At 71.8% G+C, this 25,185-nt stretch carries 19 protein-coding genes; 6 read left to right on the forward strand and 13 right to left on the reverse strand.

Annotation, left to right across the window (positions count from 1 at the left end; all coding sequences use genetic code 11):
- Positions 1-23: 23 nt before the first annotated feature.
- The 3 genes from AB0C26_RS36895 to AB0C26_RS36905 are packed head-to-tail and all read right to left on the reverse strand — an operon-like array spanning position 24 to position 3,080.
- Positions 24-1,802: a thiamine pyrophosphate-requiring protein gene (locus tag AB0C26_RS36895; protein ID WP_360257289.1), complete on the reverse strand. Its 1,779-nt coding sequence runs from the start codon at positions 1,800-1,802 to the stop codon at positions 24-26.
- 42 nt (positions 1,803-1,844) lie between these two features.
- Entirely contained in the window at positions 1,845-2,549 is a 705-nt protein-coding gene (locus AB0C26_RS36900; RefSeq protein WP_360257291.1) for a GAF and ANTAR domain-containing protein, read from the reverse strand.
- A gap of 9 nt (positions 2,550-2,558) precedes the next feature.
- Entirely contained in the window at positions 2,559-3,080 is a 522-nt protein-coding gene (locus AB0C26_RS36905) for a GAF domain-containing protein (protein ID WP_360257293.1), read from the reverse strand.
- Positions 3,081-3,208: 128 nt separating this feature from the next.
- Between AB0C26_RS36905 and AB0C26_RS36910 the strand changes: the two genes are divergently transcribed.
- Positions 3,209-4,294, forward strand: coding sequence for a SigB/SigF/SigG family RNA polymerase sigma factor (locus AB0C26_RS36910; protein ID WP_360257295.1), 1,086 nt, complete (start codon positions 3,209-3,211; stop codon positions 4,292-4,294).
- A gap of 16 nt (positions 4,295-4,310) precedes the next feature.
- Here the strand turns inward: AB0C26_RS36910 and AB0C26_RS36915 are convergent, their stop codons facing one another.
- Together AB0C26_RS36915 and AB0C26_RS36920 are read right to left on the reverse strand one after the other, a co-directional pair.
- On the reverse strand, positions 4,311-4,565 hold the full coding sequence (locus tag AB0C26_RS36915) for a helix-turn-helix domain-containing protein (protein ID WP_360257649.1): 255 nt from the start codon (positions 4,563-4,565) through the stop codon (positions 4,311-4,313).
- Positions 4,448-6,532: a DUF4132 domain-containing protein gene (locus AB0C26_RS36920; protein WP_360257297.1), complete on the reverse strand. Its 2,085-nt coding sequence runs from the start codon at positions 6,530-6,532 to the stop codon at positions 4,448-4,450. Before AB0C26_RS36920 ends, AB0C26_RS36915 begins: the two co-directional genes overlap by 118 nt.
- Positions 6,533-6,851: 319 nt before the next feature.
- Between AB0C26_RS36920 and AB0C26_RS36925 the strand changes: the two genes are divergently transcribed.
- Entirely contained in the window at positions 6,852-7,415 is a 564-nt protein-coding gene (locus tag AB0C26_RS36925; protein ID WP_360257299.1) for a DUF998 domain-containing protein, read from the forward strand.
- Here AB0C26_RS36925 and AB0C26_RS36930 read toward each other — a convergent pair.
- Positions 7,393-10,368 carry a PAS domain S-box protein gene (locus AB0C26_RS36930; RefSeq protein ID WP_360257301.1) on the reverse strand — a complete coding sequence of 992 codons (2,976 nt, stop codon included), beginning with the start codon at positions 10,366-10,368 and terminating at the stop codon, positions 7,393-7,395. The genes AB0C26_RS36925 and AB0C26_RS36930 overlap by 23 nt on opposite strands.
- Before the next feature lie 43 nt (positions 10,369-10,411).
- Positions 10,412-10,573, reverse strand: coding sequence for a hypothetical protein (locus AB0C26_RS36935; RefSeq protein ID WP_360257304.1), 162 nt, complete (start codon positions 10,571-10,573; stop codon positions 10,412-10,414).
- 158 nt (positions 10,574-10,731) lie between these two features.
- On the opposite strand from AB0C26_RS36935, the gene AB0C26_RS36940 reads away from it, so the two are divergent.
- Positions 10,732-12,246, forward strand: a complete 1,515-nt coding sequence (locus tag AB0C26_RS36940; RefSeq protein ID WP_360257306.1) for an alpha/beta fold hydrolase — start codon at positions 10,732-10,734, stop codon at positions 12,244-12,246.
- Between the two features lie 983 nt (positions 12,247-13,229).
- Here AB0C26_RS36940 and AB0C26_RS36945 read toward each other — a convergent pair.
- A complete protein-coding gene (locus tag AB0C26_RS36945) occupies positions 13,230-15,209 on the reverse strand; it encodes a cellulose binding domain-containing protein (RefSeq protein ID WP_360257652.1) in 1,980 nt (659 codons plus the stop codon).
- Positions 15,210-15,494: 285 nt separating this feature from the next.
- Between AB0C26_RS36945 and AB0C26_RS36950 the strand changes: the two genes are divergently transcribed.
- Positions 15,495-16,877 (forward strand): FAD-dependent oxidoreductase, encoded by a 1,383-nt coding sequence (locus AB0C26_RS36950; protein ID WP_360257308.1) that lies wholly within the window; start codon positions 15,495-15,497, stop codon positions 16,875-16,877.
- Between the two features lie 264 nt (positions 16,878-17,141).
- Entirely contained in the window at positions 17,142-19,259 is a 2,118-nt protein-coding gene (locus AB0C26_RS36955; protein ID WP_360257310.1) for a GAF domain-containing protein, read from the forward strand.
- Here AB0C26_RS36955 and AB0C26_RS36960 read toward each other — a convergent pair whose 3' ends face one another.
- The 5 genes from AB0C26_RS36960 to AB0C26_RS36980 all read right to left on the reverse strand — a co-directional run bounded on the left by AB0C26_RS36960 (position 19,260) and on the right by AB0C26_RS36980 (position 24,266).
- Positions 19,260-21,392 carry a GAF domain-containing protein gene (locus AB0C26_RS36960; protein ID WP_360257312.1) on the reverse strand — a complete coding sequence of 711 codons (2,133 nt, stop codon included), beginning with the start codon at positions 21,390-21,392 and terminating at the stop codon, positions 19,260-19,262.
- Positions 21,389-22,048: a response regulator transcription factor gene (locus AB0C26_RS36965; protein WP_360257655.1), complete on the reverse strand. Its 660-nt coding sequence runs from the start codon at positions 22,046-22,048 to the stop codon at positions 21,389-21,391. The genes AB0C26_RS36960 and AB0C26_RS36965 overlap by 4 nt, the downstream gene beginning before the upstream one ends.
- A gap of 13 nt (positions 22,049-22,061) precedes the next feature.
- Entirely contained in the window at positions 22,062-22,436 is a 375-nt protein-coding gene (locus AB0C26_RS36970) for a response regulator transcription factor (RefSeq protein ID WP_360257315.1), read from the reverse strand.
- 26 nt (positions 22,437-22,462) lie between these two features.
- Positions 22,463-23,947 (reverse strand): MFS transporter, encoded by a 1,485-nt coding sequence (locus AB0C26_RS36975; protein WP_360257318.1) that lies wholly within the window; start codon positions 23,945-23,947, stop codon positions 22,463-22,465.
- Positions 23,948-24,062: 115 nt separating this feature from the next.
- Positions 24,063-24,266: a hypothetical protein gene (locus AB0C26_RS36980; protein ID WP_360257320.1), complete on the reverse strand. Its 204-nt coding sequence runs from the start codon at positions 24,264-24,266 to the stop codon at positions 24,063-24,065.
- Between the two features lie 96 nt (positions 24,267-24,362).
- On the opposite strand from AB0C26_RS36980, the gene AB0C26_RS36985 reads away from it, so the two are divergent.
- The gene (locus tag AB0C26_RS36985; RefSeq protein WP_360257322.1) at positions 24,363-25,184 is read left to right on the forward strand and encodes an alpha/beta hydrolase; all 822 of its coding nucleotides are present in this window, start codon (positions 24,363-24,365) and stop codon (positions 25,182-25,184) included.
- Position 25,185: the final 1 nt, after the last annotated feature.

A 25,185-nucleotide genomic window follows, 5' to 3' on the forward strand; every position in this document is an offset into this window, starting at 1 on the left:
GGGACCGTACCAACGGCCCGCCACTACTGTTCGTCGGCGCGTTCCCGGCGCAGGTGGGCGGTCGCGCGGCGGGACAGGTCGGTGTTCTCGGCGGCCAGGGCGGCGTACATCTGGTCAATTTTCTCTTGGGGTTGCAGGGGCGGCAGCAGCGGGATCGCCGGGTCGACGACCGCGTGGATGAGGGTGGGGCGATCGGCGGCGAGGGCCGTCGGCCAGGCGGCCGTCATGGCCTCGGGGGTGCTGACCTCGATGCCGCGCAGGCCCAGCAGTTCGGCGTAACGGGCGTACGGGACGCGGGGCAGGTCCTGGGAGGCGGCGAAGCGGGGCTCGCCCTCCATCTCGCGCTGCTCCCAGCTGACCTCGGCCAGGTCGCCGTTGTCGAGCACGCACACCACGAAACGCGGGTCGGCCCAGTCGCGCCAGCGGGCGGCCACAGTGGCCAGTTCGGCCAGGCCGAGCATCTGGAAGCCGCCGTCGCCGGAGAGGACCACGACCGGCCGGCCGGGGGCTTCGAGCTTGGCCGCCAGGCCGTACGGGATGCCGCAGCCCATCGAGGCGAGGGTGCTCGACAGATGGGCGGGCACGCCGGCCGGCAGGCGCAGGTGGCGGGCGTACCAGTAGACGACCGAGCCGACGTCGACCGCGACCCGGGCGCCGGACGGCAGGTGGCCGGAGAGGGAGCGGACGACGTGCTGCGGGTTCAGCGGTTCGGCGGCCGCCGCGGCGCGGGATTCGGCGATCTCGTGCCAGCGCCGGGTCCAGCCTTCGACCCGGTCGCGCCATTCACGGTTTTCCGCCGGTTCCACCAGCGGCAGCAGCTCGCGCAGGGTCGCGGTGGCGTCGCCCAGCAGCGGGACCTCGACCGGGTAGCGCACCCCGAGGCGACGGCCGTCGATGTCGATCTGCACGGCCCGGGCCTGGCCGGGCGCCGGATAGAACTCGGTCCACGGATCGTTCGTGCCGATCAGCAGCAGGGTGTCGCAGGCGCGCATCAGTTCGGTGCTGGCCGTGGTGCCGAGGTGGCCCATCACGCCGGTGTGGAACGGCAGCCCCTCGTCCAGCACGGGCTTGCCGAGCAGCGACGCCGTGACGCCCGCGCCCAGCCGGTCCGCCAGTTCGGCGATCTCGTCCGCCGCCCCGTACGCGCCCTGACCGACCAGAATCGCGACGCGCTCCCCCGAGCTCAGCAGCTCGGCCGCCTCGCGAAGGTCCTCCTCCCGCGGCAGCAGCCGCGCCGGGCGCAGGCCCGGGCTGGTCACCAGGACGCCGTGTTCGTGCTCGGTGGGGTCGGGCGCGGGCTCCGACTGCACGTCGTGGGGCAGGATGACGCAGGTGGGGCCGCGGGTGGCCAGCGCCGCCCGGAACGCCCGGTCGATCAGCATCGGCACCTGCTCGGCCGTGAAGGCGGTCTGCACGAACTGGGCGCAGACGTCGCCGAAGAGCCTCTGAAGATCAATTTCTTGCTGGTACGCACTACCGAGCACCGTGGCGGCCTGCTGCCCGACGATCGCCACGACCGGCTGGCTGTCGAGCTTCGCGTCGTAGAGCCCGTTGAGCAGGTGCACCGCGCCCGGCCCCTGCGTGGACAGGCAGACGCCGGCGCCACCGGTGTACTTGGCGTGGGCGACCGCCATGAACGCCGCCGCCTCCTCGTGGCGGGCCTGCACGAATTCGGGCTTACCGGCCCGCCGCAGGGCGCCCAGCACGCCGTCGATGCCGTCGCCGGAGTAGCCGAACACCCGCTCGACACCCCACGCCGTCAGGCGCTCCACCAGAAGATCGGAAACCGTAGCCTCACCCATGCCTCCCGACTACCCCGCTCGGCGCCGCTCAACCGGCCGCGCTCAGCCGGGCAGCTCCCCGGTGTCGAGCAGGTGCCGGGCCACCTCGGCCACCTTGCGCCGCTGGTTGCGGGCGGCACTGCGGAGCAGGTCGAAGGCCTGCTCGGGGCCGGTTTCGCGGCGGGCCATCAGGTAGCCGACGGCGCGCTCGATGACGATGCGGTAGTCCAGCGCGTACTGCAACTGGCCCGCGAGCTCGCCCGCCCGCTGCGCGGCCAGCGCCGTGCTCAGCGTGGCCTGGAGCAGGTCGGTGTAGCGCTCCAGGGCCGCCGCCTCGGTGTCGTCCCAGTCGTGCGGCCGGTCGAGGTAGACGTCGAGGGTGCCGACGGGCACCCCGCCCAGCCGGACCGGCGCGCCCAGCACCGCCACGACACCGTGCTCGACGAACGGGCCGCGGACGCGCGGCCAGCGCGCGTCCTCGTGCAGGTTGTCGGTGTGCACGACCCGGTTGAGCACGAAGGCCGACACGCAGGGACCCTCGCCGGCGTGACTCTGCACCTGCTCCATGATCTTGCTCGGGGCGTTGCTGGCCGCGACGTAGTGCAGGCTGTTCTCCTCGTCGGCGATCATCAGGCCGCTGCCGGTCACCTGGAACAGGTCGACCGCCGCGTGCACGACGTCGGCCACCGCGCCCGGAACGTCACCCGTGCCCAGCTTCTCGAGCCGGCGCAGACTGCCCGCCAGGACTTCCGGATCGATGTTCGGCATCGAACTTCCTCATTCGTGTGCGGTGGCGCCGAGACGAAGCAGGACCGAGATGAGTTCGGCGTACGCCACGACGGCGCGCACGCTTTCCTCGTCCCACTCCCGCGGCTGCGAGCGGAGAGCGTTCAAGGTGCCGGCCACGTAGCCCGCGACGAGCACCGGGACGGACACTACCGCCCGCACCGGTGCCGCATCATCCTTGAGTTCGGCCCACACCGCGGCATAGTCCTCGCTCGCGGCCAGATCGCCGACCGTGACGGTCTCGTTGCCGCGGACACAGTCGACGCCGGGCCCGCAGTCGAGGCGCAGCTGGGCCCGCTCCAGCGCCATCCCGGCCGGTATCGTCGCGCCGGCCAGGCGCAACGCGCCGGTGTCGTCGAGCAGCATCAGGCCGACCCCGTCGACCTGGATCATGTCGCGGGCGGCGGTCATCACCCGGCCGAGGTTCTCCTCCAGGGCGCGGTGGTCGCTGGACAGGCCCGCCGCGCTCAGCTGTTCCAGGCTGGAGGCGAGGGCGTTCTGGTCGACTGGCATGGCGCCCAGGCTTCCCGGCATCACCCGGAAGAAACCCTTGATGTTTAGGCGGCCCGCCCCCGGGCACCAAGGCGTCTGCTGGTTCAACTCTCCGCCCTGTGTCCGCGGACAACACCGGAGGTACAGCCATGTCCGCGTACGCCACGCTGGAAGACCTCGACGAGGTCGCCGAGAGCTATGCCGCCGACCGCGACGCCTCGCCCGACGAGCGGGCCGCCCGCCGGCTGCGCGACGCCACGATCCAGCGGATGCTCCCGATGGCGGACCGGCTCGCCCGCCGCTACCGCTCCGGCTCCGAGCCGGCCGACGACATCACCCAGGTCGCCCGCCTCGGCCTGGTCAAGGCGGTGGAACGCTACGACCCCGAGCGGGGCTCGTTCACCGCGTACGCCGTCTCGGTGATCACCGGCGAGATCAAGCGCCACTTCCGCGACACCGGCTGGAACGTGCACGTGCCGCGCCGGCTCCAGGAGCTCGCGCTGGCCGTCGGCCGGGCCAGGCAGGACCTCACCGGCGAGCTGGGCCGGGGCCCGACCGAGGCCGAGCTGGCCGACCGGTGCGGCGTCGGCCGCGAGGACGTGCGGGCCGCCCTGGTCAGCGGGGCCGGATACCGCGCGCTCTCGCTCAGCCAGCCGACCCACGACGGCACGGGCGAGCTGGGTGACCTGTTCGGGTCGGACGACCACAACCTGGACCTGGTGCCCGACCGGGTCAGCCTGGCCGACCTGCTCGACCGGCTGCCGCAGCGTGAGCGGCGCATCTTGACCATGCGCTTCCAGGGCAACCACACCCAGCAGGAGATCGGCGACGAGCTGGGCATCTCCCAGATGCACGTGTCGCGGCTGCTGAGCCGGGCGCTGAGCTGGCTACGCGAGGCGCTGCTGACCGACGCGGTGCCGCCGTGGCCGGGCGAGGACGAGGAGCCCGGGCAGCTCCGGGTGATCCCGGAGCTGGGCGGCCGGGTACGGGTGATCGGCGAGATCGACCGGGACAACACGGCCCGGCTCCGCGCCGGCGTCCAGCCGCTGCTGGCCCGCACGCCGGCGGGCGCCGTCCTCACGCTGGACCTGTCCCAGGTGCCTCTGGTGGACGCGGCCGGCATCGGCACCCTGGTCACGCTGCGGCGGGCGGCGGCCGGGCGCGGGGCCCGGCTGGAGCTCACCGGCATGCAGCCGTTCGTACGCCGGGTGGCCTCCGCGCTGTCGTTCAGGTGAGCCCTCTCCGGTCTGATCAGGTCGGCGTCTCCTTCAGGGCGGCCAGGGGGCCGTCCCAGTCGCGGGCGAGGGCGGCCAGGAACTGCTGGGCCACCTTCATCGGCGCGGAACGGACGCGGTAGCGCACGCGACGGCGCTCCCCCGGCTCGGCGATCACGAGTTCCGCCTCGGCCAGCAGGGTCTGGTGTTTCGCGATGGCCTGACGGGTGATCGGCAGGCGGGCGGCCAGGTCGGTCGCGGTGGCCGGCCCGCCCGCGGCCAGCGCCGCCAGGATCTCGCGGCGGGAGGGGTCGGCCAGGGCGGCGAAGACCTCCTGCGCGACCGCCTCCCGGTCAGAGTCGGCCATCGAGGTACGCGACCAAGCGCAGGTCGACCTCGGCGCTGTTGCCGAACCAGGTGCCGAGGCCGTCGGCGGTGGTCAGCGCGGCCTTCGGCCGGATCGAGGTCCGCGGGGTGCACGACGCGCAGCGGGGCGTCCCCGTCGACGATCGCGGTCGTGTCGTGCACGTCGGCGAAACTGCCGTCCTCGGCGATCCGCAGGCGCCGGCCGGTCTCGCCCCAGAGCAGCCGGCGCATGAGGGGACCGAGGATCGGATGCGCCGTCGTCACCTCGGCGGCCGGTCGGGGCCGGCGCGCGAGCATGTCGCGTTCCAGGCGAGCGGTCTGCGCCGAGACGGTGAGGCGGAGCTCCTTCCTGAGCCGTACGAAATCCTGATAGCTCCCGGGCTTGGTGTCCTTGACGCCCGGCTTGCGCGGGCGCGCGAGGCGGCGGCCGTCGGCGCCCACGACATGCGGGGTGAGGTGATCGTCGACGGCCACGGCGAACTCGCGCGGCCCGTAGTCGAGGACGATCCCGCGCTCGAGCCCATGCGTGACGGCGAGACGATCCGCCAGCTGGGTGACCGACAGCCCGCGGCGCGCGGCGGCCTGGGCGAGGTAGACGAGGGCGCGGTCGTTGGTCGGCCCGCCGGACATGCCCTCCTCGATCGCCAGCAGATGGCGCAGGGAGACATCCGTACCGGCCGTGGCCAGCACGGCCAGCCCGTCGATGGCCCGCGCCCACCGGCTGCGGGCGGGCCACGACCGGACGAGAGGCGCGAGGCGGTCCATGGTGGAGTCATCCCCGACATGAGCCTGCGCGAGAACCACCCAGGCCTCGGACGCCGGCATGTCAGCGGTCAGCCACTGATCGAGCAGGGCCCGCCCGAACTCGGCCAGGCTCCCCCGGTCACAGCCCACCAAGACCGCCGGGTCGACCGGGCGCACCTCAGGCTGGGCCGCCGCCGACGACTCGACCACCAGAGGCAGCCCGCCGCCGGGCGCGGGATCACCGGGCGCGGGCTCCGGCGGATCCTCCAGCAGCGACCGGCTGAGCGCCTCGATCAGCGTGGTGACCTCGTCCTCGGCCAGCACCCCGCCGCCGGTTCGCCGCACCTCGGGCAGCCGTTCCGGCCGCGCCCACTCCGGCAGCTTCCCCGTCCGTACGGCCGTCTTTCCGGGAGCACCCTTCGCGCTTCCGCCCGCGGCGCCTCCTGCGCCCGCGGCGCCTCCTACGCCCGCTGCTCCTCCCACGCCCGCTCCGCCTCCTACGCCCGCTCCGCCTCCTACGCCTGCGACGGAGCCGAGCCGGTCGGCGACGCCGTAGCCGGCCGCCGCTTCCCGAACGGCCGGTTCGTGGCCCGTCGCGACGAGATGGCGTAGCGCGTCCTCGGCGTTCTGCCGGGCCCGGCCCGGCTTGCCCAGCGCGGCCGCCAGCAGCGCCCGCGCCGCCGCCGAAGGATGCCGGCCCAGCCAGAGCCGCGCCCACAACCGAGCCGACCCGAGATGCCGCAGCCACCCCGCCACCAGAGCCGCCGGCTCGGGCCCCCGAAACGGCAGCAGAAGCAGACCGAGACGATCCGCGCTCTCCCCCGCCTCACGCAGGACGAGCTTCAGCGCGTCCAGCTCGAACCTCGCGACAGCAACCCGTCCGATGTCCACCCGCTGCCGCTGCCGCAGCACCGCCGGCCCGGCCAGCAGCGCCCGCGCCGCCGCCTCGGGCCCGCGCCCGACCAGCCAGGACACCTGCATCGGGCGCAGGTCGGAGAGCCGGTCGGCGCTGTTCGCCTCCCGCGCCCACCCGTCCTCCTCCCGCCCGTGCTCGAGAGCCGCGCGCCGCGCCAGCCAGAGTTCCCGCTCGCCGACCGCCCAGGCCATGACGGTCGGATCCGTACAGACCAGCCCCTTGTCCGCCGCCATCCCCGGGCCTCCCACTCTTGCCGATTCGCCCGGAGATTATGGCCGGTGTCGGCCACATCGGATGATCGGCCCACCGCCGTCGCCACGGCCTCTGGACCTTCGATCGGCTGGCTCGCGGTGAACATCCTCCTGACCGTCGACCGCGACCCTCTCGATGGGCCGCAGAGAATCAGATCGTCGATCGCCGGCACGCTTCCGAGGAGTGCGACGAGCGCGCCCGACGGGTGGCGCAGATCATGAGGGTCGCCGACGGCCAACCTCCGCCGTCCGGCTCGCGGAGGCTGGTGTGCGGGCCCGGGTGGACGTCTAGGGTGGACTCATGTCGCGGGAGCGCGTGCTGCTTTTGGGCGGGGCCTGGGGCGCGGGTCTGTTCGTGGCGGTCTTTCTTGCCAACGACGCGGTCAAGCCGGGGTATGAACCGGCTCGGGATCTGGTGAGTGAGGCGGCGATCGGGGCCGGCGGGTGGGTGCAGGTCGTCAACTTCGTGGTGGCCGGTGGGCTGCTGGCGGGATCGTCGTTCGCGCTGTCGCGGGTGGTGGGGCGCTGGACCGGGATCCTTGTCCGCGTGGTCGGGGCCGGGCTGGTCGCGGCCGGGGTGTTCGTGTCGGATCCGGTGCCTCAGGAGCGGGTCAGCTGGCACGGTGTCATCCACAATGTCGTTTCGGTGGCCGTCTTCTCGGCTTTGAGCGCTGCCTGTTTCACCGCGGCGTGCTGGCGGGCAACCACCGCCTGGCGGTGGTACTGCCGGGTGGTCGGGATTGCCGTGCCCGTGCTGTTCGTGACGACCGGGGCGGTCACGAACAGCGGTGGGGTCTGGCAGCGGCTCACCATCGTCGCCGGGTGGTCGTGGCTTGTCGTGCTCAATCTGCGCGCGGCAAGGTGATGACGAACATCGAGCCGCCGCCGGGGGCCGGTTCGTAGTGCAGGTCGCCGTGGTTGGCGCGGGCCAGTTCGCGGACGATGTACAGGCCCAGGCCGGTGCCCTTGACGGTGCGGGCGGTGCATTCGGCGCGGGCGAAGCGGGTGAACAGGTTCGGCTGGAGTTCGGCCGGAACGCCCGGGCCCTCGTCGCGGACGACGACCCGGATCTCGGTGGGCGTGACCGAGGCGGTCAGGGCGGTGGCCCCTCCCCCGTACTTGGCCGCGTTGGAGATCAGGTTGGTCAGCATCTGGTCGAGGTGACCGGGCTGGACCGACGCCGTCAGGGTTTCCGGGCAGTCGATGCGGGCCTGGACGCGGCTCGACGAACCGAAACGGTCCAGGGCGCGTACGCCCGGGTCGGCCGAGGCGACGACGGCCTCGAGATGCGGCCGTACGGCAATCGTCTCCGGGCTTGCCGTCAGTTTGCCCGCGTCCAAGGTGACCATGGCCAGAACCTCGCGGACGATGCCGTTGAGCAGCTGGGCGTTGCGGTCGATCGCGTTCAGCATCGCCCGCTGGCGCTCGGCCGGCAGGACGTCCCACGTGTCCGCGATCGTCTCGGTGTAGCCGAGAATCGAGCACAGCGGGTTGCCGATCTCGTGGCCCAGCATGCCGATCAGGTCCTGCTTGAGCTGGTTGGCCTCCTCCAGCTCCCGGTTGCGCACGTTCAGGTCGGCGATCGCGGCGTCGCGGGCCTGCTCGGCCTCGCGGCTGGCCGTGACGTCCGTGTTGATGGACAGGATGGCGAACGGGTTGCCCTCGGAGTCGCACTGGACGGCCTTGCGGGACAGCACCCGCACGTGGCGGCCGTCGGCCCGCAGGTGGTCGATCTCGCCGGCCCACAGGCCGTCGCTCAGCAGGGCGTCGGTGACCGAACGGCGGTCGTCGCCGATGAACTCCGTGCCGAGCAGGTTGTCCAGGTCGTGGCCGATGACCAGGTCGGCCGGCCAGCCGTAGACGCGCTCGGCCGCCGGGTTCCAGTAGAGGACCCGCCCGCCCAGGTCGCGCAGGATCACCGCGTCCTGGGTGAGGTCGAGCAGCTGGGCGCGCTGGCGGAGCTGCTCGTCGATCTCACGGCGCGCCGTCACGTCCTGCACCTGGGTGACGAGGTAGTGCGGCTTGCCGTTCTCGTCCCGTACGACCGCGCCGTGGATCTGCACCCAGACGAGGTGGCCGTCGGCGTGCCGGTAACGCTTGGAGACGATCGCCGTGTCCACGTCGCCGGCGCACAGGGCGGCCAGGTGACCGTCGGTCTCGACGTGGTCGTACGGGTGGTGGAACTTGTGGACGGACTCGCCCACCAGATCGGCGATGGGGAAGCCGGTGATGGCGGCCATGGCCGCGTTCGCCTGCAGCACGATGCCGAGGTTGTCCGGCCGCAGGCTGGTCAGCGCCATGCCGAGCGGGCTGTTGTCGAACGCCGAGCGGAACCGGGCCTCGCTGTCCTGCAGCGCGGCCACCGCGTCGTTGGCCTGGCGGAGCAGGCGGGCCCGGTGCTCGGCCTCCTCGGCGTGGCGCAGGGCGCCCGACAGCGCGTCGGCCAGCAGGGTGAGCTGCTGCTCGTCGGCCTCGTCGAACGCGCCGGCCCGGCCGCTGGAGACCGTGAGGACGCCGACCGGCTCCCCGTCGACCAGCAGGGGCGCGATGATCAGCGAGCGGATGCCGAGCGCCTCACACATGGTGGGCTCGATCCGCGGGTCGTCGGCGGTGTCGTCGCAGCGCAGGGTGGTGCGGGTGCGTACGGCCAGCCCGGACATCGAGCTGCCGGTCGGCACCTCGAACATCTCCCGGTTGGCCAGCGAGCCGGCCTTGGCCGCGGCGCGCAGCACCGGGCCGTCGATCAGGCCGACCGCGGCGCCGTCGGCCGGAATGGCGGTCAGGGTCCGCTCGGCGATCAGCCGCAGGGCCTCGTTGAGGTCGGAGGCGGCCGCCGCCACCTCGCGCTGGATGCTGATGGTGGTGCGCAGCCGGTAGGTTTCGCGGGCGGCCAGCGCCTCGGCCTGGTCCTGGCTGCGGCGCTCCACGTCGATGTCGACCATCTGCATGAGGAAGTGCAGCGGGCGGTTCTCGTCGTCGCGCAGCAGCACCACCGAGACCATGCACCAGACGGGGGTGCCGTCACGGCGCATGTACCGCTTGTGCAGCCGCATGGTGTGCGCCTCGCCGGCGACCATGCGGGTGACCATGTCGAGGCTGGCCTCGAGGTCGGCCGGGTGGGTGAGCGACTGGAAGTTGCCGGCGAGCAGCTCGTCCAGGCTGTACCCGGTGATGGTGGCGATGGCGGCGTTCACGCGCAGGAACGAGCCGTCGAGCCCGACCAGGGCCACGCCGATCGGTGACGACTCGAACATCGAGCGGAAGCGGGCCTCGATGCCGTTCACGGTCACCGCTTTGGCGGTGTCGAGCTGGGCCTGGGCCCGGGCGGCGCGGGTACGGATCTCGGTCTCGGCCAGGCGGGCGGCCAGCTCCGACTCGGCGGCCGCGGCGAGATCATCGAGGGTGGACAGCTGTTCGGCGGTCCATTCCCGCGGCTCGACGTCGACGACGCAGAACGAGCCGAGGGTTTCGCCGCGGGGGGAGCGCAGCGGGAAGCCGGCGTAGGCGGCGACGCCGAGCGCGGTCAGTTCGGCCCGGTCGCGGACGCGGCCGTCGGCCCGGATGTCCCCGATGATCAGGGGCCCGTCCGTCTCGACCACGTGCCGGCAGGGCGAGTAGGCGAGCGCGGACGGCTCTCCGGCCGTGCTGAGGAACACCTGACGGTCGTCGCCGAGCAGCGACACCACGGCGACAGGGACGTTCAGCAGGCGCGACGCGAGCCGGGTGAGCCGGTCCAGCACGCCGCCGCCCTGTGCGTGACCGTCGACGAGACGGGCCGACAGGGCGGGCGACGCGTGGCCTGTGTGCCGGAGAACCATGCCGCATCCATCGGTCGGCCCCCCGGCAGACTTGAGGCAACCGTCAGGGGAGCTTCACGTCGCGGTTGCCCTCGTAGTCCTGCGGGTCGCCCTCGCCGCCCGCTTCCGGGTCACGGTGGCCGAGCGCGGTCTCACCCGGCAGCTCCTCGACCCGCTCCTTGGCGAGTTCCTCGAGTTCTTCGCGCTTCTCGGCGGCGTCGCTCATGACGTACCTCCAGGGTTTCTCAGATCTTGATCTTGACCGGTACGGGATTGCTTGTACCCGCACGGACCGGCGCTGATGCGTACGCGAGACGGGCGTCACGCCCACTCAGGGACAGCGATCAAGGTCGATGCCATGGAACGATGCCCCGGGGAGGAACGATGACCAAACTCAAGATCGCCACCGTGCTCGCCGTCATGTCCGCCTTCATCGCCGTGCCGCAGGCCGCGCAGGCCGCTCCCGCGCTCGCCTGGACCGCCTGCGCCGAGGAAGAACTCGCCGGCTACCAGTGCGCCACCAAGGAAGTGCCGCTCGACCACGACCGGCCCCGCGGCACCACCACCACGATCGCGCTGGCCCGCCGCCCGGCCGGCGATCCGGCCCACCGCATCGGCACCATCTTCGTGAACCCGGGCGGCCCCGGCGGCGCCGGCCGCGGCATGGTCACCATCGCCGGCCAGCTCGTCTCGGCCGACGTGCTGGCCCGATTCGACATCGTCGGCTTCGACCCGCGCGGCATCGGGGCCAGCGACCCGCTCCAGTGCTTCGCCACCGACGCCGAGGCCGAGGCGCTGCTGGCGCGGATGAAACTGGTGCCGCTGACCAGGGAAGACATCGCGATCACGCTGCGCGCCAACTACACGTACACGGAAGCCTGCAAACGCGACGCCGGCCCGCTGCTCACCCACATGAGCACGCTGAACGTGGCCAAGGACCTGGACCTGTTGCGGCAGGCGGTCGGCGACGCCAAGCTGAACTACATCGGTTACTCGTACGGGACACACCTCGGCGCCACCTACGTCAACCTGTTCCCGGGCAAGGTCCGCGCGGTCGTGCTGGACGGCAACGTCGACCCCGACCAGCGCACGAACCACCGCCTGGCCAACAAGTTCGACCGCGCCGGCGGCTTCGAGATCGCCCTCGACGGCTTCCTGCGCGCGTGCGACGCGGCGGGCCCGGCCTGCGCGCTGTCGGGGAACGCCCGGGCGAAATACGAGAAGGTCAGGGTCCGGTTCCGGCAGGGCCCGCTGACGCTTCCGGGGTACGGGGAACTCACGATCGACGACTTCACCGGATACATCTCTTCCAGCATGTACGACGTAGCCTCGTTCCCGGAGACGGCGGAGATCCTGCGCCTCGCCTACGACACGATCACCGGAGCGCCGTCGACCCTTCGCCGTCCGCCCGCCGAGATCACTGCCCCGCCGGCCCGCGGCGGCCTGCCGGACGCCTACTCGTACAGCGGAAACGACGCCTTCTACGCGGTGAACTGCGCTGACGCGCCGCTGCCGCGCAACCCGGCCCGCTACCCGGGCTTCGCCAGGGTCTTCGAGGCGGCCCACCCGACATTCGGCCGCGCGGAGGCGTTCGGCGAGGTCGGCTGCGCGAACTGGCCGCTGACGAACGAGCGCTACAACGGCCCGTGGAACCGGAAGACGTCATCGACGGTCCTGCTGGTCAACCCGACGTACGACCCGGCGACCCGCTACGCCTTCGCCCAGCGCATGGAACGCGAGCTGGGCAACGCCCGCCTGCTCACAATGACCGGTTTCGGCCACACCAGCAGCTTCAGCACCTGCGTGACGGCTTGGTACACGCGCTACCTGATCGGAGGCGCCCTGCCCCCGAAGGGAACGGTCTGCAAGCAGGACCGGGCACCCTTCCCCACCGCGTAACCCAGATCCCGAACCCCGCCGGCGGGCCCACACCCCACCACCAGCAGCCCGCCGGCGCGTCCGAACCGGCTCGCCGGCTTCAGCCTCGCCACCCAAAGCCCACTCCCGCTGCCCGCTGCCTGCTTGGCCGCCGCCCACCGCCTGCCGCCCGCTTTGACCGCTGCCCGCTGCCTTCTTGGCCGCTGCCCGCTGCCCGCTCGGACCGCTGCCCGCTGCCCGCTGCCTGCTGCCTGCTTGGCCACTGCCTGCATGGCCGCTGCCCACTCCCCACTCCCGGCTTCCGGCTTCCGGCTCCCGGCTCCCGGCTCCCGGCTCCCGGCTCCCGGCTCCCGGCTCCCGGCTCCCGGCTGCATCGAAGTGCCGGCTGCGCCGCCCAGCTAGTCCTGACCCGTCCCCGGGCTGGCCGGAATCAGTGAACGCACGCCGATACGCCCGTTGCTCACCCAGTTGCACCATCTCGGCTCTCCTAGAACTGCGACATCTTTGGCGGCGTCGACGCCCTGGATGTATCTGACGATCCGCGCTGCGCTAACGCGCTCGACCTGGTCGAGGGACGGCAAGCGGGCGCGGCGAGGCGCGGCGAGGCGCGGCGGGGCGAGGCGCGGCGCGGCGCGGCGGGGCGCGGCGCGGCGGGGCGCGGCGCGGCGGGGCGCGGCGCGGCGCGGCGAGGCGCGGCTCGACCCATCGCCCACCGCCTCGGCCTCGGCCTCGGTGCGGTGGGCTGAGGCATGGCGCGAAAGGCATCGCGAGAAAGACGCGACGCGGACAACAGGCGCGACGCGGAGAACAGGCACGACAGGGCAATAGGCACGGACAACAGGCGCGACGCGGAGAACAGGCACGACGCGCTGAGCAGGCACGACGGGCTGGGTTGAGCTACGAGGTGAATGAGCGCCGCGCGGGAAGGCAAAGGCTAGATGGCGCGTATGAGCTTGCCTCCCGCAACGGTCGACCCGGTGGTGTGAGTGAGGGCCACGAATCCGTTAAACGCTGGTGCACACCGTTCCGTTGAGGGTGAAGGCGGCTGGGAGGACGTTCGGGCCGCTGTAGGCGCCGACGAAACCGGCCGTTGTGGTTGCGCCGGCCGGCAAAGCGCCGTCGCTTGTCACGCGGACCGTGCGGGACGTCTGCTCCCACGTGGCGCTCCAGCCGCTGCTCACCGACTGCCACGTGGTGGGCCACGTGAAGGTCAGCGTCCAGCCGTTCACCGGGGCCGTGCCGTTGTTCGTGATGTCGATCGAGCCGACGTAGCCGTTGCCCCAGTCGTTCGTGTCGCGGAACTTCACCGTGCACGCTGCCGCCGGCGGCGTTCCTGTGGTGAACGTGACCGGCGGTGAGCTCGCCGACTGCCGTCCCGCTCCGTCACGGGACAGCACGTTCACCGTGTAACGGCGGCCCGGCGAAAGGTTACGCACGGTCAGCGATGTCGCCGTCGTTTCGCCCAGTTGCTCGCTGATGCCGCCGTTCTGGCGGAACACTTCGTACTTCACGCCGGCACCGGCCGACGGCCAGGAGATCGTCGCCGTGCTGTCGGTCGCGGTCGCGGTGGGCTGGCCCGGCGCCTTCGGGGCGGCCACCGGCGGGGCCGCCGGGTGCAGGGTCACCAGCTTGATTTCGTACGGGGCAAGTGTCTGACCGTCCGCCGTCGTGGAGATGGCGGTGTCGCCGTTGCCGAACGACAGGACCGACGGCGCGCCCGTGGCCGGGGTGAAGCCGTGGTAGTTCAGCGTCACCGTTCGCTCCGACGACGGGTCCTTGTTGATCAGCAGGACCGCCAGGTCGCCGTTGGCGCGGCGTACCGCGTGGGCGCTGACCAGTTCGTCGTTCGTGCCCGCGCCGATGAACTGGTCGCCGCTGCGGGCGAATTCCCCCATCAGCGACAGCGCGTAGTAGGGGGCGAACGGCGTGTTCAGCGGCGGCTGGCACACCGTGTTGCCGGCCGTGCAGTTGCCGCTGGAGAGCAGGCCGTAGTCGCCGTAGTCGGTGTGTCCCGCCACCGTCGAGACCGTGCCGAGGCCGTTGTGCACGTTCCACCAGTGCACCGTGAAGACGCCCTGTTCGAGCAGGCCACTGTAGACGTCGGCCAGGTACAGCGCGCCGGGCTGGGTGTTGCGCCCGACGTCGACGTTCGTCTCGGTCATGCTGATCTTTATCCGTCCGGCGCCCGCACCGGCGTACCTCTCAATTTGCTGCCTTAGAAGATAAACCGCGTCCTTGATGTGCGCGGTCTTCGTCAGCGCCTCGGCCGGCGTGCTGCCGCCCGGGTACCAGTGCACGTCGACGAAGTCGATGGCCGCGCCGGCCCGGGTCAGGACCTCCTCGTTCCAGCTGCCCTGGTCCCCCGCCGCCACGATGCCGTCGGGCCAGTTGCCCGGCATGGTCAGAACGGCGCCGATCTTGATCGTCGGATCAACTGCTTTCATGGCTTGCGCGTACGCCGTGACCTGCGCCGCGTACTCCTTCGGGCTCTTGTCGGCGTGGTCGTCGGCTTCCCAGGCCGAGCCGTAGTGCCCGTTGCCGTAGTTCTCGTTGCCGATGGTCCAGTACCGGGCCCCGTACCCCTTGGTGACGTTGGCGTACCGCACCCAGTCGGCCGCCTCCTGGGCCGTACCCGTCCCGTAGTTGGCGATGATCATCGGCTCGGCGCCGGTCCGGCGCGCTCCCGCCATGAAGGTGTCGAAGTCGGTGTCCGGCGCGACGTAGCCACCGGGCGCCGTGTGATCTTTCCAGTGGTAGATGTCCGCGTACGACCCGCCCGGGTAGCGCACTATCCGCACACCCGCGTCGCCGAGCAGGTCGGCGACGGCCGGCGTCCCGAGCTGGGAGTCCCAGATCGCGTGGTTGACCCCGAGCGCCACATCGCCGACCGTCGCCAGCCCGGCCCGCGCGTCGACGTCGACCCGGACGGCGCTTCCGGCGGCCGTACTCGCCCGCGAGGCGGCCCCACTCGCCCCCGACGGCACGCCACCCACCGCCGCCGCCGCGACTACGAGAACCGTGCCGGTCGCGACACGCCGGAACAATGAAGAGCGCACGACGGCCTCCATCTCTCTGGGAGCGCTCCCAATGGTCGGCGTTGAAGTGATGGATGTCAATCGGCTAGGGTTCTCTCGACCGCGACACCGCCCGAGGAGGTGAGACCCATGAACGCTGTAACGCTGTGGGCGCTCCCCCTTGCCGTCTCGGTCGGGCGATTGACATAGACGTCGCCGGGAGCGCGTTTCTCGCCCTCCCGAAAGGCTTCATTGATGTACGACGTGATCATCGCCGGCGCCGGTCCGGCCGGTGCCATGCTGGCCGCCGAGCTTCGCCTGCACGACGTACGGGTCCTCATTCTCGAGAAAGAGACCGGGCCCCTTTCGTACGACCGCATCGTCGGCCTGCACATCCGCAGCATCGAACTGATGGCGATGCGCGGCCTGCTGGACCGGATGCGCGAACACGGCCGCCGGCGCCCGGCCGGCGCGTACTTCGCCGCCATCGACAAACCAGCGCCGGCGGGACTGGATTCGCCGTACGCCTATCTGCTCGGCATCGCGCAACCGGTCGTCGTCGAGCTTTTGTCGGAGCACGCGACCGCGCTGGGTGCGCGCATTCGGCGCGGCTGTCCGGTCACCGGCTTCACCCAGGACGACGACGCGGTGACCGTGGAACTGGCCGACGGCGAACGGCTCCGTACGCGCTATCTGGTCGGCTGCGACGGCGCGCACAGCACCGTCCGCAAACTGCTCGGCGTCGGCTTTCCCGGCGAGCCGGCCCGCAACTACACCCTGATGGGCGACCTGGAACTGGCGGTGCCGCCCGGGCCGATCGCGGACCGCAGGGTGCACATCCGGCCGGCCGGTGCCGGGGTCTACCGGATCATCGTCCCGGCCGGCGCCGGCGAACACACGGAACCGCCCACGCTCGAGGACTTCCAGCGCCAGTTGCACGCCGTCGCGGGAACCGATTTCGGCGCGCGTTCCCCGCGCTGGATGTCGCGTTTCGGCGACGCGACCCGCCTGGCCGACCACTACCGGATAGGGCGGGTGCTGCTGGCCGGCGACGCCGCCCACATCCACCCGCCGCTGGGCGGGCAGGGCCTCAACCTGGGCCTGCAGGACGCGTTCAACCTCGGCTGGAAACTCGCCGCGCGGATCCGGGGCTGGGCGCCGGACAACCTGCTCGACACCTATGCGGCCGAACGCCGCCCGGTCGCCGCCGACGTGCTGGACAACACCCGCGCCCAGACGGCGCTGGTCGCCGACGACCCGGGCGCGCGGGCGGCCCGCCGCCTGCTCACCAAGCTGATGGACTTCGACGAGGTCAACCGCTACCTGCTCGAGCAGATCACCGCGATCGGCGTCCGCTACGACTTCGGCGACGGACCGGACCTGCTCGGCCGCCGCCTGCCCGACGTCGGCCACGTCTACGAGCGGCTGCACCGGGGCCGCGGCCTGCTGCTCGACCGCACCGGGCGGCTCACCGCCGGCGGCTGGTCGGATCGGGTCGACTACGTCGGCGACCCGGCCGCCGACCTCGACGTTCCGTGCGTGCTGGCGCGTCCCGACGGCCACGTCGCCTGGATCGGCGACGACCAGCGGGACCTGGACCGCCACCTCGCCCGCTGGTTCGGATACCCGGCCGGGTGACGCCCCTCGCCCCGCGCCGGCCTTCGGGCCACCCGCGGGAGGCGCGGGCCGGGACCCGGTGGCGTCCGCCCTCACGACCGCAGCACCGTCATGACCGGCACATCGTCCCATGTGACCGCGATCGGCTGCGGAACCTCTCGGGAATCGCCGGTATACAGCAATTCACCAGGCGCGATGCTGCGGTCGCAAGGCCGGGCGCCGAGACTGGCGAGGGTGCGGCATGATCGCCGGACATCGAATGCGCATTGGCGGACGAGGCTTCCCATGAGACCAGATTCCCGTGATCTTCAGCGATCGGCCGCCGAACAGGCGGCGTTGCGGCGGGTGGCGACTCTGGTCGCTTGCGGGGCCCCGCAGCCGGAGATCTTCGAAGCGACGGTGACGGAGGTGGGCCGCCTGATCCCGGGAACCGACGCGGTCCTGCTGCGGTTCCACCGGGACGAGACAGTCACAGTGATCGGCCGCTGGAACCGGGCGCTCGGATATCAGCGCGCCGGGATCCAGCGACCGGTCGGCACCGGAACTCTGGCCCGGCTGATCTGGGACTCCCGGCGTCCGAGCCGGATCCCGTCCTACGAGACCGTGTCCGGTTCGCTGGCCGACGTGGTGCGTGGCTGGGGCTGGCGAACCGCGGTCGGCGCCCCGGTCATGGTCGACGCGGAGGTGTGGGGCCTGACCGCCGTCGGCTCGACCACCGGTGAGACGCTTCCCCCCGGTACCGAGGAGCAGCTGGCCGAGTTCACCGAGCTGCTGGCCGGGGCGATCGCCCACGGGCAGATCCGGGAAGAGCTCGAGCAGCTGGCCGCTGCCCTGCAGCGAGTGGCCAAGCTGGTGGCGCACGACGCCACACCCGGCGAGGTGTTCGAGGCGGTCGTCGCTGAGGCGGCCGGGCTGGTCGGCGTGGGTTTCACGACGATGCTTCGCTTCGAGCCCGACGGAGCGACGGAGGTCGTCGCGACTCACGATCCGCCGGACGGCGTCGTGGTGGGGATGCGGGCCGTGGCCGAGGGCGACGGCGCCACCCAGCGCGTCTGGCGAACCGGGCGGCCGGCTCGAGTGGACCGGCTGCCCGGCACTTCGGGCACCTGGCCGCAGTTGGCGGCGGCTCACGGTTTCTCGTCCAGCGCCGCCGCACCGATCATGGTCGGGGATCGCCTGTGGGGCGTTCTCGTCGCGGCCGGCCGGGGCATCCTGCCGGCGCACATCGAGGGGAAACTCGGGCGCTTCGCGGAGCTGACCGGTACGGCGATCGCCAGCTCGCAGGCCCGGGCCGAGGTCCGGTCGCTGAACGAGGAACAAGCGGCTCTGCTGCGCGTCGCGGAGCTGGTGGCCGCCGGCGGACCCGCCGATGCGGTGTTCACTGCTGTCGCCGCGGAGGCGCAGCGTCTTCTGCACGGGCAGCCGGTCACCCTCGTACGTTTCGAGGAGGACGAGGCGCTGAGCGTGATCAGCCGAAGCGGTGGGCCGGCGCCGCCGGGAACTCGTATCGCCTATGCGCCCGATACGCTGCCGGAACGAGTCCGGCTGACAGCGGCCGCCGTGCGGGTGGACGACTACAGCGCGCAACCCGATGCCGGCCTCGCCCGCTCCTTCGACATGCGCGCCGCGGTCGCCGCGCCCATCGCGGTGGAGAGCAAGGTGTGGGGAATGCTGACTGTCACTTCGGCGGACGGACCGCTGGCGTCCGGCATCGAGGACCGGCTCCAGCGATTCGCCAACCTGGTCGGTACCGCTGTGAGCAACGCGGCGAGCCGCGATCAGCTCATCGCCTCACGGGCACGTGTCCTGTCGGCGGCCGACGAGAGCCGACGCCGGCTTCAACGTGACGTTCACGACGGCGCCCAGCAGCGGCTCGTCCACACGGTCATCGCTCTCAAACTGGCCCGGCACGCGCTCGCGGCCGACGACGTACGGACCGGCATCGATCATGTTCAGGAGGCTCTCCAGCACGCCCAGCGGGCCACCGACGAACTGCGTGACATTGTCGGCGGCATCCTTCCCGCGGCGCTGACACGCAGCGGCCTGCCCGGCGGCGTGGAGTCGCTGCTGGCCGGTCTGCGGTTGCCGGTCGAGGCCCACGTCGACATGCCGCGGCTGGCCGTGGAGCTCGAGACCACCGCGTATTTCGTCGTCGCCGAGGCGCTCACGAATGTCGTGAAGCACGCCAAGGCCGGGCGGGCCTGGGTGCGGGCCGATGTCGGCGCCGGCGTCGTCCGCGTCGAGGTGGGCGACGACGGTGTGGGCGGCGCCCATGTCGGAGCGGGTTCGGGGCTGACCGGGCTGTTCGACCGCGTCGAGGCCTGCGGGGGCCAACTGATGGTCAGCAGCCCTCCGGGGCACGGTACGACGATCAGAGCGATTCTGCCGGTCGGCACCGAGTGACTAATCCGATCGGGCGCCCGACAGCGGCAGGACGACCCGCACCACCGTCCCCCGGCCGTTACCGCTGGTCAAGGCCATGGTGCCGTCCAGGGCATCGACCCGGTCGAACAGGCCGGTCAGGCCCGAACCACCACGAGGATCGGCGACACCGGCACCGTCGTCGCTGACCTCGACCACCAGGCGATCCCCCTCGCCGGCCACGACCACCCGCGCCCGCGTCGCGTGCGCGTGCTTCACGACGTTCGTCAGCGCCTCGGCCACCACGAAGTACGCCGTCACCTCGACATCGTTCGGCAACCGGCCGGGGAGCCGAGCGCTCAGATCGAGCTCGACCGGTATGGCGGACGCGGCGACCAGCGAGTCGATACCGGCCCGCAAGCCGCCCCGGGCCAGGGCGACCGGGAGGATTCCGTGCACGATGTCCCGCAGTTCCACAGTGGCGCGTTCGGCGTTGTCGAGGGCTTCGCGCATCAGACCGGCGGGGTCCTCGCCACGACTCACCGCGTCCAGTCCGAGCTTGAGGGACAGCACGGTCTGCACGAGCCGCTGCTGGGCGCCGTCGTGGACGTCGCGCTGCAACCGCTGGCGTACCTCGTTGGCCGTCGCCACCACCCTGGCCCGCGACGCCCGCAGCTTCTCCTTGTTCTCCGAGTTCGCGATCGCGGCCGCCGCCAGCTCGGCGAATTCGGCCAGCCGGTCCTCGGCGTCCTCCGGTGGCGGCGTCCCCCGCGTGGTCGTGGCCAGCCCGCCCCACAGCCGCCCCTCCACGAAGACGGGCACCGCCACCAGCGCTCCCACGCCGAACTCGCGGGCCTGGCCGGCGGAATCGGTTCCGTCCAGGGTGGCGAACCGGCACGGTCGTCGCGCCCGCATCACCCGCGCGCCGGCCGAGTCGCCGTCGGCGCGGCTCCGGAATCCCACCGGGACGGGGCTGCGGCAGGTGGCGACGACTGTGCAGTGGGTACCGTCGTACTGGAACAGGTCCGCAGCCGATTCGCCCAGGATGTTCGAGGCCTCGGTCGCGACGGCGTTGAACACCTCGGCCAGCGCGGCGCCGCGGGCGACCAGTTCGGCGACCCGTCGCAGGGCGGCCTGCCGGGCGCCGAAGTTCCTCAGCTCCACCTGCGCCTCGACGTTGGCCAGGGCCGACGCGACCAGTTGGGCGAACTTGCCGAGGCGTTCCTCGGTGCCGGTCGGCAGACGGCGGCCCTCGTTCAGCGTGCCCAAGGCCCCCCAGAGCCGGCCGTTGACGATGATGGGCACCGACACACTCGAGCCGACGCCGAAGTCCCGGCTGGAGTAGGTGCGGTCGGCGAACAGGTCGTAACGGTCCAGCCGGGCCGGCTTCAACGTCCGCATCATCTCGTCCAGAGTGCCGGCGTCACCGACCGGAACGGTGACCCTGGTCCCGACCGCGGCCGGGCCGTGGTGGGTGGCGAGCACGGTGAACGTGCGCTCACCCTCGTAACGGACCAGGGTGGTCGGCTCGTCGTCGATAAGCGTGGCCGCCTGCCGGGTGACGGCCTCGAAGATCTCGGTCTCGCTCGCGCGGTGAGCGACCAGGGCCGCCACCTGAAGCAGCGCCGTCTGCTCGGCGGCCAGGGCGAGGAGCGCCTCACGGGCGGCCGCACTCACCACGGCCGCCGCGACGATCTCGGCGAACTGAGCCAGACGGTCCTCGGTGCCGGCCGGCAGCGGGCCGATACGTGAGCTGACGCTCAGCGCGCCCCAGAGGCTTCCGTCCACGGTCACCGGAACCGCGACGACGGCCCGTATGCCGAGCTCCGTGGCCACCGCCGGTCCGGCTGCGCCGGTGTAGTCGTCGATCCGCTCAGGGCGGCCCGACCTCCACATCCGGGCGGCGATGCCGTTGCCGGCGGCGAGATGGAGCCGCGCGCCGACGGGTACGTGACCGCCCGTCTGGGCCACGACGACGGAGTCGGTACCGGCCGCGGTGCCCTCGAACTTCGTCAGGGCGATGAGCGTGTCGCCGAGCAGCGCGGAAGCCTCGGCGGTGACCGCCTGGAACACTTTCCGTGGCGGTTCGCCGGCGGCCACCGTCGCGGTGACCCGTCGCAGTGCCGCCTGGTTCGCCACGAGGTCGCGTACGTCGGGCGTCTCCGGCCGCTTCATCGCCGGCGATCGCCCGCGCGCAGGTAGGTCAGGACGGCTTGAACACGGCGGTGCTCGCTGTCGACGGGAGCGATGCGCAGTTTGCGGAAGATCGCCGTGACGTGCTTCTCGACGGAGGCGTGGCTGATGAGCAGACTCTCCGCCACGCCGGAGTTGGACAACCCCTCGGCCATGGCCGCCAGCACCGCCGACTCGCGGGGCGTCAGCAGTCGCAGGGGCCCGTCCTTGGTGCGGCGGCCGAGCATGCGGACGACCACCTCGGGATCCAGTGCGCTACCGCCGGCCGCGACCCGGTTGACGGCGTCGACGAACGCCTCGACGTCCCCGACGCGTTCCTTGAGCAGATATCCGATGCCCTCGGGCCGGTCGCCGACCAGGTCCATCACGTACGCGGGCTCGCAGAACTGCGACAGGATCAGCACGCCGATCCGCGGCGAGCGGCGGCGGATCTCCATGGCGGCACGCAGGCCGTCGTCCTCGTGGCCGGGCGGCATCTGGACGTCGGCGATGACGACGTCGGGACGGTAGGCTAGCGTGCGCTGCAGGAGGTCGTCGGCATCACCGGACCGGGCCACGACGTCGAGCCCGGCATCGGTCAGGATCCGGGCCAGACCTTCGCGAAGCAGTACGTCGTCCTCTCCGATCGCGATCCGCAGGGGGCGGCCGGCGTCATCGTGGGTCATCGTCGCGTTCCTCGAGGAGTCGTCGCAGGGCCGGGCTCAACAGCTCGTCCTTGGGAAAGAAGCCGATCGCTCCGGCCCGGACGGCGGCCGCGTTGTTCGCCGGGTCGGCATCCGAGGAGAAGATGACCACGCGCATCGTCCACGGCTTCGACCGCAGCCGCCGGGTGAGGGAGAAACCGTCCCCGTCCGGCAGGCCGACGTCGACCAGGGCGATGCGGGGGCGGCAGGCATCGGCGCGTTCCAGGGCCTCGGCGACCGAGCCGGCTTCGAGGATCATCGTGTGGCCCCAGGTCCGCAGGATACGCACGAGCAGTCCGCGGACGGACGCGTCGTCGTCGACGACCAGGATCGGGCTCGGCATCCGCTCATCGTCTCAGCGCGGCGTCCTCAGCGGTGGTAGGGCTGACCGGAAATATCGGCACCGGCCGGGCCGGTCTCCCCGTGGAACCGCAGAGCCAGCGCGGCGACGGCGAGCGCCAGGCCGGCGCACACGAGCCAGACGGTCATGTAGCCGGCCTCGGTCGTGACCGGTTTGCCGATGCCGGGCAGCCGGACCGCCATGGCTGCCATGACGGCCGCGAAGACAGCACCCGACACCGCGCCCCCGACGGTTCGGGCGGTGTTGAGCAGTCCGGCGCTGATTCCGACGGAGTCAGCCGGAGCCCGGGTCACCACATAGCTCGACAGCGCCGCCAGGACCAGGCCGTTGCCGAGTCCGACCAGGACCTGCCAGCTGACGAACAGGCCCACCGAGTCGTGGGCCAGGGCGGTCAGCACGTACCCGGCGACGCTCAGCATGGCTCCGGTGACCAGGGTGGCCCGGCTGCCGGCCCACTCGGTGAGCCGGGGCGCCAGCGAAGTGCCGCCGAACGCGGCCAGGCCGAACACCACGAGCACGAGTCCGAGCTGCCCGGCGGACAGTCCCAGCCCGATCCCGGTGCTGGCCGGCAGGCCGAGGAACAGCGCACCGGCCGCCTGGCTGCCGAAGAGTTCGGCCCCGGCGAAGAACCCGGCCAGAACCGGCGGTCCCAGCCGCCCACCCAGCACCAGGGACACGTCGACGAACGGCTGCGCGACGCGCTGCTCGACGATGATCCAGAGCACGAGCACGGCGAGGCCGCCCACGATCCCGCCGACCGTACGGCCGCTCGCCCACCCCCAGCTGCCGCCGTTGCCGACCGCGGCGAGCACGAGCACCAGCCCGGCGCTCAGCAGGGCGGCCCCGGCCCAGTCGACGCGACCCGGTATGCGGGCCGACGTCTCCGGAACGAGCAACGCCGCGACCGGCACCATGGCGATCATCAGGACGGCCGGGATCCACAACGTCGTGGACAGGCTCAGGTGCTGACGCGCCTGACCCGCGAGCAGCAGGCCGACGCTGCCGCCGAGGGCCAGCGAACCGACCAGCAGCCCGACCGCCCGGCCGGTCCGCCGGCCGGCGCGCTCCCGCACGATAGCGAACTCGAGCGACAGGAAGGCCAGCAGCGGCCCCTGGACGGCCCGCCCCACCAGCAGGATTCCGAAGGTCGGGGCCACGGCCACCAGTACCGACCCGACGGCGACCAGGGCGGCGGCGATGGTCAGCAACCGGCGGTGCCCGAAGATGTCGCCGAGTTTGGACATCAGTGGCACGCACACCGCTGACGACAGGAGGAACACCGCGTTCACCCAGTTCAGGTTGGCGGCGGTGGTGTCGTAGCGCTGCAAGAGGCTGGGCAACAGGGGCGAGAGCCAGCCCTGAGTCAGCCCGGAGGCGAACTCGAGAAGCAGGAGGAACCCGACGATCGCCGACGTGCCGCTCCGGCCGCCGCCCGCGCCGGCGGAATCCACCTCGACCTCGCCGAGTTGCCCCGTGTTCCGCGTGATACGCATGGTTGTCACCTTTCCCGGCGATGCCGCGTCATCGGCATCCTCCGCCGGGGACGCCGCCCGTGGCCTTCCGGTTGGCCGGAAACAAGAGGTGGCCAGCCAGATGTCACCTCGCCCCTCAGCCGCCGGCGACCGGCATGTCGGTGCCGGCAGCCAGTCGCCGGACGGTGGGCACCGCGAGCGCGAGCGTGTGATGGCCGAAGGCCGCGCTGCCGCCCGCTCCGATCAGGCCACCCAGACGGCCGCCGTGACGGTCCACAGTGTGTCGGCGGTGCACCGGATTCCCGTACCGGGGCAGCCCGCCTTTTCTTCCGGTCAGCACCCCCCGGTCCTCGGGCCAACCGTCCTGGTCAGAGCCTCGGGCTTTTGGGAGGTTGAGGACCAGAGGCGACAACCGAGGAGCAGAAAGGCAAAGCACATGCCGACAGTCACGACACCCGACGGCACCGAGATCTTCTTCAAGGACTGGGGCAGCGGGCAACCCGTCGTCTTCAGCCACGGCTGGCCGCTCACCGCGGACGCCTGGGACGGCTCCGCGAACTTCGTCGCCAGTCACGGGTTCCGGGCGATCGCCCACGACCGTCGCGGCGGTGGACGCTCGAGCCAGCCGTGGGACGGAAACGACCTCGACCACTACGCCGACGACCTGGCCGCCGTCATCGAGCACCTCGACCTGCACGACATCGTCCTGGTCGGGCACTCCACCGGCGGAGGCGAGGTCACCCGCTACGTCGGACGTCACGGAACCTCCCGGGTCGCCAAGATGGTTCTGCTCGGCGCCATCCCGCCGCTGATGCTCAAGACCCCCGCCAACCCGGAAGGGACGCCGATCGAGCCGTTCAACGAGATCCGCGAGGCGGTACTCGCCGATCGGTCGCAGTACTACCGTGATCTGGCCTTTCCGTTCTACGGAGCCAATCGGCCGGGGTCGACCGTGAGTCAGGGTGCCCACGACGCGTTCTGGCTGATGTCCATGTCGGTCGGCATCAAGAGCGCCTACGACTGCGTCAAGGCCTTCTCCGAGACGGACCTCACGGAAGACCTCAAGAAGATCGACGTGCCGACGCTGATCCTGCACGGTGACGACGACCAGATCGTGCCGATCCAAGCGGCGGCGCTGAAGTCCTCCAAGATCGTCGCCAACTCGATCCTCAAGATCTACCCCGGCGCCCCGCACGGCCTCACCGGCGCCCACGAGCAGGAGTTCAACAAGGACCTCCTCGACTTCCTCACCAGCTGAC

It is taken from the genome of Actinoplanes sp. NPDC048796 (assembly GCF_040650035.1).
Classification (GTDB): domain Bacteria; phylum Actinomycetota; class Actinomycetes; order Mycobacteriales; family Micromonosporaceae; genus Actinoplanes.

What these genes read in the sequence shown, in the direction of transcription:
- AB0C26_RS36895 (WP_360257289.1), bottom strand. Translation starts at nt 1,802, where the DNA reads ATGGGTGAGGCTACGGTTTCCGATCTTCTGGTGGAGCGCCTGACGGCG.
- AB0C26_RS36900 (WP_360257291.1), bottom strand. Translation starts at nt 2,549, where the DNA reads ATGCCGAACATCGATCCGGAAGTCCTGGCGGGCAGTCTGCGCCGGCTC.
- AB0C26_RS36905 (WP_360257293.1), bottom strand. Translation starts at nt 3,080, where the DNA reads ATGCCAGTCGACCAGAACGCCCTCGCCTCCAGCCTGGAACAGCTGAGC.
- AB0C26_RS36910 (WP_360257295.1), top strand. Translation starts at nt 3,209, where the DNA reads ATGTCCGCGTACGCCACGCTGGAAGACCTCGACGAGGTCGCCGAGAGC.
- AB0C26_RS36920 (WP_360257297.1), bottom strand. Translation starts at nt 6,532, where the DNA reads ATGGCGGCGGACAAGGGGCTGGTCTGTACGGATCCGACCGTCATGGCC.
- AB0C26_RS36925 (WP_360257299.1), top strand. Translation starts at nt 6,852, where the DNA reads ATGTCGCGGGAGCGCGTGCTGCTTTTGGGCGGGGCCTGGGGCGCGGGT.
- AB0C26_RS36930 (WP_360257301.1), bottom strand. Translation starts at nt 10,368, where the DNA reads ATGGTTCTCCGGCACACAGGCCACGCGTCGCCCGCCCTGTCGGCCCGT.
- AB0C26_RS36935 (WP_360257304.1), bottom strand. Translation starts at nt 10,573, where the DNA reads ATGAGCGACGCCGCCGAGAAGCGCGAAGAACTCGAGGAACTCGCCAAG.
- AB0C26_RS36940 (WP_360257306.1), top strand. Translation starts at nt 10,732, where the DNA reads ATGACCAAACTCAAGATCGCCACCGTGCTCGCCGTCATGTCCGCCTTC.
- AB0C26_RS36950 (WP_360257308.1), top strand. Translation starts at nt 15,495, where the DNA reads ATGTACGACGTGATCATCGCCGGCGCCGGTCCGGCCGGTGCCATGCTG.
- AB0C26_RS36955 (WP_360257310.1), top strand. Translation starts at nt 17,142, where the DNA reads ATGAGACCAGATTCCCGTGATCTTCAGCGATCGGCCGCCGAACAGGCG.
- AB0C26_RS36960 (WP_360257312.1), bottom strand. Translation starts at nt 21,392, where the DNA reads ATGAAGCGGCCGGAGACGCCCGACGTACGCGACCTCGTGGCGAACCAG.
- AB0C26_RS36970 (WP_360257315.1), bottom strand. Translation starts at nt 22,436, where the DNA reads ATGCCGAGCCCGATCCTGGTCGTCGACGACGACGCGTCCGTCCGCGGA.
- AB0C26_RS36975 (WP_360257318.1), bottom strand. Translation starts at nt 23,947, where the DNA reads ATGCGTATCACGCGGAACACGGGGCAACTCGGCGAGGTCGAGGTGGAT.
- AB0C26_RS36985 (WP_360257322.1), top strand. Translation starts at nt 24,363, where the DNA reads ATGCCGACAGTCACGACACCCGACGGCACCGAGATCTTCTTCAAGGAC.